This window comes from Achromobacter sp. (assembly GCF_032113835.1).
GTDB lineage: Bacteria > Pseudomonadota > Gammaproteobacteria > Burkholderiales > Burkholderiaceae_B > Achromobacter.
The window spans coordinates 1-8,899 of sequence record NZ_DAMCTG010000100.1; the positions used below are offsets into that span (position 1 = coordinate 1).

Genomic DNA, 8,899 nt, shown 5'->3' on the forward strand with positions numbered 1-8,899 from the left:
CCAGCAGCGCCACCATGACGGGGATGCTGTGGGCGGGATCGATGTAGGCCCAGCCCGCCGCGGCAGCCAGCGCCAGCGCGACCTGCACCATGACGAAATGCGATGCCACCCGGTCGGCGCGCGCGCCCAGCAGCAGGCGCTGGTCTTCGATGCGGGCATGGCGGCGGCCGGCGGAACCTGCGCCGCCGAAGGACTGGCGAGCGCATAGCTCGAGATAGCGGGCGGTCAACAGGAACGCCACGAACATCGTGACCGAATCGAAATAGACTTCTCCCCGGCCGGTATACGTGGCGTGAACGCTGGGGATGAAGGCGGCGATGATGCCGAGCGCCACCGGCACGTCCATGCCGGCGCGGCCTTGCCGCAGGTTGGCGCCCGCGTGGCGCCAGATGGGCCATGCCGAATACAGGACGACGGGCACGGTCAGCGCGAAGCTGGCCCAGTTCATGAGGACGATGGCCCAGTCCAGGGTTTCGAGCGCGTCCGCGGGCATGGATTCGTGGCGCAGATAGCCGGGCCAGGCAAACATCATGACCTGCATCATTGCCAGCCACGCGAGCGACAGACGCACCAGCGCATGGCGGCGTTGCTGGCGGTCGGCATCGGGCAGGCTGGCCGGAACGGCGAAAATCGATTTGGCACGCATGTTGCCGATGGTAATCAGGCCCGTCCCCGACCGCCTTGATCTGAATCAAGGCGGTTGTCGCGGTTTGCCGACGCCCCGTACACGAGCAAACCGCCCTGCCGCGCTATCGCTCCAGCGGCCAATCGCCCTACCGCCGCACCGCCCGCCCCCGTTATCGTCTTACGGGCGCCCCGCGCGCAGCACCGTCGTCACGGCCCCGGTCAGCAGCGCCAGATCCTCGGCTTCGATGGTGAGCGCGGGAGTCAAGTAGACCACGTTGCCGAAGGGGCGCACCCAGACGCCCGCCTCGACCAGGCGACGCTTGAGGGCTTCGCGGTCGGCGATGCCGTCCAGCTCGACCACGCCGATCGCGCCCAGCACGCGCACGTCGCGCACCCAGGGCAATTCGCGGCAGGATTCCAGCCCGGCGGCCAAGGCGGCGGAGATGGCCTGCGCCTGCGCCAGCCGGGGTTCAGTTTCAAAGAGGTCGAGCGAGGCATTGGCCGCGGCGCACGCCAGCGCATTGCCCATGAAGGTGGGGCCGTGCATCAGCGCGTGTCCGGGGTCGTCGGACCAGAAGGCCTGGAAGACGCGATCGCTGGCCACCGTGGCCGCCAGCGGCAGCGTCCCGCCGGTCAGCGCCTTGGACAACGTGATGATGTCCGGGCGGATGCCGGCCTGCTCGAAGGCGAACAAGGTGCCGGTCCGGCCAAAACCCGTGAAGATCTCGTCGAAGATCAGCAGCAGTCCGTGCTTGTCCGCCAGGCGGCGCAGGCGGCGCAGGACTTCGGGATCGTGCAGCAGCATGCCACCCGCGCCCTGCACCAGCGGTTCGACCAGGATGCCGGCCAATTGCGATGCGCGCGGCTCAAGCCAGGCGTCCAGCTCGGCCAGCCCCGCCTCGTCGCGCGGCAGGCTGACGATGTCGTGTCCGGCCAGCATGCCGTTAAAGAGGCTATGCATGCCCTCGTCGGGATCGCACACCGCCATCGTGCCGAAGGTGTCGCCGTGATAGCCGCCCCGGAAGGCCAGGAAGCGGGTGCGGCCGTGTTCGCCCTGGTTCAACCAGAACTGCAGCGCCATCTTCATGGCGACCTCGACGGCCACCGAGCCGGAATCCGTATAGAAGACGCGGTCCAGTCCCGGGCCGAGCAGCGCGGCCAAGCGGCGCGCCAGCGTCAAGGCGGGTTCGTGGGTCAGCCCGCCGAACATCACGTGCGGCATGGCATCCAGTTGCGCACGCACGGCCTGCGCGATATGCGGATGGTTGTAACCGTGGCAGGCCGTCCACCAGGATGCCACCCCGTCCACCAGGGTGCGGCCGTCGGCCAGTTCCAGCAGGCTGCCCTGGCTGCGCACCACGGGCAGCGGCGGCGTCGCCGTCTTCATCTGGGCATAGGGTAGCCAGATATGGGGTTGGCCTTGGATCATCCAGTCGGGCGCGTGCATCGTTCACCTCTTGAAATCAGGCGGCGCGGCCAGGGGGCGCTGCACGCTCCGCATGCGCCCGGGGAGCCGTTGCGCCTCCACTACAATGGCCCGCATTCTACGGCCTGGCGCGGGCGCTTTTTCGCGCCCCTGCCTGCCGCCGCGGCGCGCAGGCGACGGGCCGCTGCCGGATTGATCGATGTCTAAGCTGGATTCGCTGTTCTCCGCCGAGCTCGCGCTCGCCGATACCCGCCAAAAGCGCAGAAGGCTGCGCACGGCCTCATCCGCCCCGCCTGGGCGCATCGTGCTGAACGGCGCCCCCGTCCTGAACTTTTCCAGCAATGACTACCTGGGGCTGTCCCGGCATCCGCTGCTGGTCGAGCGTGCGCGCGAATGGACCGCCCGCCACGGCGCCGGCGCCCAGGCCTCGCGGCTGGTGTGCGGCAACCTGGACCTGCATGAACAGGTCGAGGCCAAGCTGGCCCGGCTGAAAGGCACCGAAGCCGCCCTGGTGCTGGCCTCCGGCTGGCAGGCGAACGCGGCGGTTCTGCCCGCCCTGTTGCGCGCGGCCGCCGGCCAAGGCGAGGTGGAGGTCTACGCCGACAAGCTCAACCACGCAAGCCTGCATCACGGGTGCCAAGCCGCGGGCGTACGGCAGATCCGCTTTCGCCACAACGACCTCGATCATCTGGAAAGCCTGCTGGCCAGCCGCGCGCAGGCGGCCGAGGGCGCGACGCCTGTCTCGCGCTTCATCATCACCGAGAGCGTGTTCAGCATGGACGGCGACCGCACCGACGTTGCCCGGCTGGCGGACCTGGCCGACCGCTTCCACGCTTTTGTCTACCTGGACGAAGCGCATGCCACCGGCGTGCTCGGTCCCGGCGGCATGGGCCTGGCCGGGCTGGCGCCCGGACGGATCGACTTGGCCATGGGCACGTTCAGCAAGGCGCTGGGCGGCTTTGGCGCTTACGTCGCGGGCTCGCGCGCGCTGTGCGACTTTCTGGTCAATGCGTGTTCGGGCTTCATCTACACCACCGCGCTGCCGCCTTCCGTGCTGGGTGCGATGGACGCGGCGCTGGATCTGGCGCCCACGCTGGACGCCGAACGCGCCCGGCTGGCGGCCAGCGGCGACCGCCTGCGCACGGCGCTGCGCGGCATGGGCCTGGACACGGGCGCGTCTTCAACACAGATCGTGCCCGCCATCGTGGGCGACGAGGCCCGCGCGCTGGCCATTGCCGCCGGCCTGGAGCGCCGTGGCCTGCTGGCCGTGGCGATCCGCCCGCCCACGGTGCCCGCCGGCACCAGTCGCCTGCGTATCGCGCTCAGCGCCGCGCATCGCGACGACGAGGTGTCCCAATTGATCGCGGGTTTTGCGGCGGTGCTGGCATGACGGCGGCTACGGTTTCGCCAGCGCGCCCGATGCTGCGCTTCATTCACGGGTGGGCGTTCGACGCCGCGTTCTGGGATCCGCTGCGCGCGGCGTTGGCCGACTCGCCGCAAGCCGCTTGCGATGCGGGCTATTTCGGGCGCACCCATGAGCCTGACGTCACGGGCCCGGTGATTGCGGTGGGCCATTCGCTCGGCGTGTTGCGCCTGTTGCGGCAGTTGCCGGACCAATGCATCGGGCTGGTGTCGATCAATGGTTTTCCCCGGTTCAGCGCCGCGCCCGATTTTCCCTCTGGCGTGCCGGCCCGCCTGCTGGATCGAATGGACAAGCGCCTGGTTGATTCTCCGGCCGCCGTGGTGCAGGACTTCCGCCAGCGCTGCGGCGATGAAACGCCTTTCGGCCCGCCACAGGTGGCGACGCTGCGCCGCGATCTGGCTGCGTTGCGCGACGAGGACCAGCGCCCGGCGCTCGCGGCGCTGCCTGTCCCCCTGCTGGCGCTGGCGGGCGGCGCGGACGCCATCGTCCCCGCCGCCATGACGCGCGCCGCCTTTGCCTGCCGGCCGGAAGACGAACTGCATTGGCGCGAGCAAGGCGGACATCTCCTGCCCGTCACGGACACCGGCTGGTGCGCGGCGCATATCCGCGGCTTCGCCGCCCGCCTGGCGCAGCGCACATGACGCAGGCTGTGCGCAATGCCCGCGTCGGCGACCGCTTCGGCGCCGCCGCCTCCCGATACGAAGACCATGCGGCCATCCAGCGCATCGCGGCAGAACGGCTGGCCAGCGACATCGCCCTGCTGCCCCTGCCGCCCCGTCCGCGCATCCTGGAAATCGGCTGCGGCACCGGACTGCTGACCCAGGCGCTGGCCCGCCGACTCGGGGCGGCCGACTGGACGGTGACCGACATTTCACCCGGCATGCTGGCCGCCGCGCGCCTTGGCCCCGCCCTGCCCGGCGCCGCCCGCCATCAGTTGCTGGACGGCGAGCATCCGGCCGGGCTGCAAGGCGGCTTCGACCTGATCTGCTCAAGCCTCGCCGTGCAGTGGTTTTCGGACCTGAACGCGGGACTGGGCCGGTTGGCGCGCCTGCTGGCGCCGGGTGGCCATCTGGCGGTGGCCACGCTGGCCGCGGGCACCTTTGCCGAATGGCAGGCGGCGCACGCCGCCGCCGGCCTGGCGCCCGCGACGCCGGCCTACCCGCCAGTGTGCGCCATCCGTCCGGCCATGACCGATCTGACCGGTAGCGTGCGCAGCGAACGCCTGATACAAGATCATCCTGACGGCCTGCATTTCCTGCGGGGCCTGAAGGGCATCGGCGCGACCACGCCCGCGCCCGGCCGCCCGCCGCTGGGCGCGGCGCAATTGCGCCGGGTGCTGGCCGCGTTTGACGAACAAGGAGCCACGGTGACCTATCACCTGGCGTACGGTATGTGGAAAAAAACCATGCAGCGGCCGAATGGCGTTTTCGTGACGGGCACCGATACCGGTATCGGCAAGACCCTGGTGTCGGCCATCCTGGCCCGCGCCTGGAATGCGGACTATTGGAAACCGGTGCAGACCGGCGTGGCCGAGGAGCCGGGCGACACCGACACCGTGGCCCAACTGGCGCAGCTGCCGCCCCACCGTCTGCACCTGCCCGCCTACGTGCTGCAGGCGCCACTGTCGCCGTGGGCGGCCGCCACGCTGGAAGACACCGTGGTCGACGCCACCACCATCGTGCCGCCCGCGACGCGCGCGCCGCTGATCGTGGAAGGCGCGGGCGGCCTGTACGTGCCGATCGACGACACGCACATGATGATCGACCTGATCGCGCGCCTGGACATGCCCGTGGTGCTGGCGGCGCGCAGTGGGTTGGGCACCATCAACCACACCTTGCTGAGCCTCACGGCATTGCAGCGGCGCGGAATTCCCGTGCTTGGCGTGGTGATGAGCGGCCCGCCGTCCGCGGGCAACAAGGAAGCCATCGAGCGCTTTGGCGGCGTGCGCGTGCTGGCCGAGATTCCGCCGCTGCCGCGTGTGGACGCCGCCGCGGTCGACGAACTGGCCAAGGGCATTGCGCCGCTGGCCGAATGTCTGGCGTCGCTATACGGCGCCGAGGCCGAAGCGGGCTAGCCGGGACGGCGGCTTCGGCTTCGGCTTCAGCTTCGGCGCGTCACTGCCGCGCCATGTCGATAAACGCCCGCAGCGCCGATGACACGCGGCGCTGCCGGGGGTAATACAGCATGAATCCGGGGATCGTCGGGCACCAGTCGTCCAGCAGCCGCACCAGCTTGCCGGATGCCAACAGTCCGGCGACGTAGTTTTCCGGCACATAGCCGATGCCGATGCCGTCGGTGGCCGCCCGCACCTCGGCATGCACGTCGCTCAGAGCCAGACGCCCCGGCACGTCGAACTCCAGCACCTCGCCGTCCCGCTTGAATTCCCACTTGAAGTACCGGCCGCTGGGAAAACGGTAGCGGACGCATTCGTGCTTCATCAGGTCGGCCGGATGCCGTGGCGGCTCGCGGTCCCGCAGGTAATCCGGCGAGGCCACCACCACGGAGCGCAGCGCCGGGCCGATCGGCACTGCCACCATGTCCTCGGGCACGGCATCGATCAGCCGCACGCCCGCGTCGAAGCCGGATTTCACGATGTCGACGAAGCTGTCGTCCTCGCCGATCTCGAGCCGGATGTCCGGATAGGCGGCCAGGAACCGTCCCGCCATTGGCATCAGCAGCAAGTATGACGCGGCACGCGACGTGTTGATGCGCAGCGTGCCGGCGGCCGAGCCGCGAAAGTGGTTCATTTCGTCCAGCGCGTCGTCCAGCCCGTGCAGCACGGGCTGCAGGCGCTCGGCCAGGCGCTGGCCCGCGTCGGTCAGCGCCACGCTGCGCGTCGTGCGGTTAAAGAGATTCACCCCCAGCCGCTCTTCCAGTTTCCGGATCGCGTAGCTGACCGCCGACGTGGACAGGCTGAGGTCTTCGCCCGCCTTGCGGAAACTGCCCAGGCGGGCCACTGCGGAGAACGCAGCAAGGTGGGACAGGTTGTCGAGCGCCATGATTGTGCAAATTCATTCAATAAATCATGCCGAAATTCTAGCTTGAACGCGGTCTTCGCCCGGCATATTGTGAACGCCTGCTCAACAAACATCCCAAGAGGCCGTCATGATCCAAGCCCAAGGCTACGCCGCGCACAGCGCCGACACCCCGCTCGTCCCCTTCAGCTTCACCCGCCGCGAACCCGGCGACGACGATGTGCTGATCGACATCCTGTACAGCGGCATCTGCCACTCCGACCTGCACCAGGCACGCGGCGACTGGGGCAATTCCATGTACCCCATGGTGCCCGGCCACGAGATCATCGGCCGCGTCGCGCAGGTCGGCAAGAACGTGTCGAAGTTCAAGGTGGGCGATTACGCCGGCGTGGGTTGCATGGTGGACTCATGCCGCCATTGCAAGGCGTGCCAGCTGAACCTGGAACAGTATTGCGAGGAAAACGCCACGCTGACCTACAACGACAAGGAGCGCGGCAGCGACCAGTTGACGTTTGGCGGCTATTCCGATCGCATCGTCGTGGACGAGCATTTCGTCGTGAAGGTGTCCGACAAGCTCGACCTGAAGGCAGTCGCGCCGCTGCTGTGCGCCGGCATCACCACCTATTCCCCGCTACGCCACTGGAAGGTCGGCCCCGGCAAGAAGGTGGGCGTCATCGGTCTGGGCGGCCTGGGCCACATGGGCGTGAAGTTCGCACACGCAATGGGCGCGCACGTGGTGATGATCACAACGTCTGCCGACAAGGCCCGCGACGCCAAGCGACTGGGCGCGGACGACGTGCTGGTCTCGCGCGATGCGGACGCGATGGCGGCGCACGCCGGCACGTTCGACTTCCTGCTGAACACGGTTCCCGTCAGCCACGACGTCAATCCCTACATGGCGCTGCTGGCGCTGGACGGCACCATGGCGTTGGTGGGCGCATTGACGCCGCTGGATCCGATTCCCGGCGCCAACCTCATCATGGGCCGCAAATCCCTGGCGGGCTCGGCGATCGGCGGCATGGAAGAAACCCAGGAGATGATGGACTTCTGCGCCCAACACAACATCGTCAGCGATGTCGAGATGGTGCCGATCCAGGCCGTCAACGAAGCCTACGAGCGGCTGGTGAAGAACGACGTGAAATATCGCTTCGTGATCGACATGGCGTCGCTGAGAGAAACGCGCGTTGCCGCATAGGCCTGCTTCCCCTGGGGCCGCCCGGGTTCAGTCGGGAAACTTCTCGTCGTGCGCTTCGCCGCGGCGGCCGAAGTACGTAACGTGCCATCGACGCCTGCGTCCGCCAGTCGACCAACGACTTGGCCGAAATGGATGCGGCCTTGCGCGGATGCCTCTGCGGTTTCACGGATGATGGCGTGCGTGGACGCGTTCATGGATGGCTCCTGACGAGGAAAAAGGCGAAGACCGTTGGGCACCCTGGCCTTCGCACCGTCCAGCGTACTGCGGTAATAGCGTCGTCGTGGAACAAAAAAAGAGGGTGCCCGCAGGCACCCTTGAATCCACCCTACAACAGCACCTGCAACTACACACCTGCACGCGGCGTCCGGCGCCCCTTGCGGGGACCGGGCGCCGCCGGCCGACACAGCCGCGTTATGCGGCCTTCTGCGTCTTGCCGTGTTCGAACTGCGCTTCCTCGGTCGAACCGGTCAGCGCGGTCGTGGACGACTTGCCGCCCTCGATCGTCTGCGTCACGGCATCGAAGTAGCCCGTGCCTACTTCGCGCTGGTGCTTCACGGCGGTGAAGCCCATTTCGGCGGCGGCGAATTCCTTCTGCTGCAATTCCACGAAGGCGCTCATCTGGCGGCGGGCGTAGCCGTGGGCCAGCTCGAACATGCCGTAGTTCAGCGCGTGGAAGCCGGCCAGCGTGATGAACTGGAACTTGTAGCCCATGGCGCCCAGTTCGCGCTGGAACTTGGCGATGGTGCCGTCGTCCAGGTTCTTCTTCCAGTTGAAGGACGGCGAGCAGTTGTAGGCCAGCAGCTTGCCCGGGAATTGGCGATGGATGGCGTCCGCGAACTTGCGGGCGTATTCCAGGTTGGGCGTGGACGTTTCGCACCAGATCAGGTCGGCGTACGGCGCGTAGGCCAGACCGCGGGAAATGGCCTGATCGATGCCGGCGCGAGTGCGGAAGAAGCCTTCCACCGTGCGGTCGCCGGTGATGAACGGGCGGTCGTTTTCATCGACGTCGCTGGTCACCAGGTCGGCGGCGTCAGCGTCGGTGCGAGCCAGCAGCAGGGTCGGCGTGCCCATGGTGTCGGCGGCCAGACGGGCCGAGACCAGCTTGGCCACGGCTTCGCGCGTGGGCACCAGCACCTTACCGCCCATGTGGCCGCACTTCTTCACGGAAGCCAGTTGGTCTTCGAAGTGGACGCCCGACGCGCCGGCCTCGATCATGGCCTTCATCAGTTCATAGGCGTTGAGCACGCCGCCGA

The 8,899-nt window shown here is 68.2% G+C and carries 8 protein-coding genes; 4 read left to right on the forward strand and 4 right to left on the reverse strand.

The features are described from left to right. The coding region (locus RT697_RS23675) for a hypothetical protein (RefSeq protein WP_313702149.1) at nucleotides 1-646 on the reverse strand (646 nt) is incomplete at its 3' end. A 159-nt stretch (nucleotides 647-805) separates the two neighbouring features. Beyond that, complete coding sequence (locus RT697_RS23680) at nucleotides 806-2,074, reverse strand: adenosylmethionine--8-amino-7-oxononanoate transaminase (RefSeq protein WP_313702150.1); 1,269 nt, start codon at nucleotides 2,072-2,074, stop codon at nucleotides 806-808. Nucleotides 2,075-2,252: 178 nt separating this feature from the next. Here RT697_RS23680 and RT697_RS23685 point away from each other — a divergent pair, with 178 nt between their 5' ends. The 3 genes from RT697_RS23685 to bioD are packed head-to-tail and all read left to right on the forward strand — an operon-like array spanning nucleotide 2,253 to nucleotide 5,550. After that, nucleotides 2,253-3,443 (forward strand): aminotransferase class I/II-fold pyridoxal phosphate-dependent enzyme, encoded by a 1,191-nt coding sequence (locus RT697_RS23685; RefSeq protein WP_313702151.1) that lies wholly within the window; start codon nucleotides 2,253-2,255, stop codon nucleotides 3,441-3,443. 29 nt (nucleotides 3,444-3,472) lie between these two features. Beyond that, nucleotides 3,473-4,117 (forward strand): alpha/beta hydrolase, encoded by a 645-nt coding sequence (locus RT697_RS23690; protein WP_313702152.1) that lies wholly within the window; start codon nucleotides 3,473-3,475, stop codon nucleotides 4,115-4,117. Beyond that, nucleotides 4,114-5,550, forward strand: a complete 1,437-nt coding sequence (bioD, locus tag RT697_RS23695) for a dethiobiotin synthase (RefSeq protein ID WP_313702153.1) — start codon at nucleotides 4,114-4,116, stop codon at nucleotides 5,548-5,550. Before RT697_RS23690 ends, bioD begins: the two co-directional genes overlap by 4 nt. A 40-nt stretch (nucleotides 5,551-5,590) precedes the next feature. On the opposite strand, the gene RT697_RS23700 is transcribed toward bioD, so the two are convergent. Further along, the gene (locus tag RT697_RS23700; protein ID WP_313702154.1) at nucleotides 5,591-6,475 is read right to left on the reverse strand and encodes a LysR family transcriptional regulator; all 885 of its coding nucleotides are present in this window, start codon (nucleotides 6,473-6,475) and stop codon (nucleotides 5,591-5,593) included. Between the two features lie 106 nt (nucleotides 6,476-6,581). Between RT697_RS23700 and RT697_RS23705 the strand changes: the two genes are divergently transcribed. Next, nucleotides 6,582-7,646: an NAD(P)-dependent alcohol dehydrogenase gene (locus RT697_RS23705; protein ID WP_313702155.1), complete on the forward strand. Its 1,065-nt coding sequence runs from the start codon at nucleotides 6,582-6,584 to the stop codon at nucleotides 7,644-7,646. Between the two features lie 411 nt (nucleotides 7,647-8,057). Here the strand turns inward: RT697_RS23705 and aceA are convergent. Beyond that, a partial coding sequence (gene aceA / locus RT697_RS23710) for an isocitrate lyase (RefSeq protein ID WP_313702156.1) occupies nucleotides 8,058-8,899 on the reverse strand: 842 nt, incomplete at its 5' end.

Excerpts from the sequence above, each read along its gene's own strand:
- RT697_RS23680 (WP_313702150.1), bottom strand. The coding sequence starts at position 2,074 with ATGCACGCGCCCGACTGGATGATCCAAGGCCAACCCCATATCTGGCTA.
- RT697_RS23700 (WP_313702154.1), bottom strand. The coding sequence starts at position 6,475 with ATGGCGCTCGACAACCTGTCCCACCTTGCTGCGTTCTCCGCAGTGGCC.
- RT697_RS23690 (WP_313702152.1), top strand. The coding sequence starts at position 3,473 with ATGCTGCGCTTCATTCACGGGTGGGCGTTCGACGCCGCGTTCTGGGAT.
- RT697_RS23685 (WP_313702151.1), top strand. The coding sequence starts at position 2,253 with ATGTCTAAGCTGGATTCGCTGTTCTCCGCCGAGCTCGCGCTCGCCGAT.
- RT697_RS23705 (WP_313702155.1), top strand. The coding sequence starts at position 6,582 with ATGATCCAAGCCCAAGGCTACGCCGCGCACAGCGCCGACACCCCGCTC.
- bioD (WP_313702153.1), top strand. The coding sequence starts at position 4,114 with ATGACGCAGGCTGTGCGCAATGCCCGCGTCGGCGACCGCTTCGGCGCC.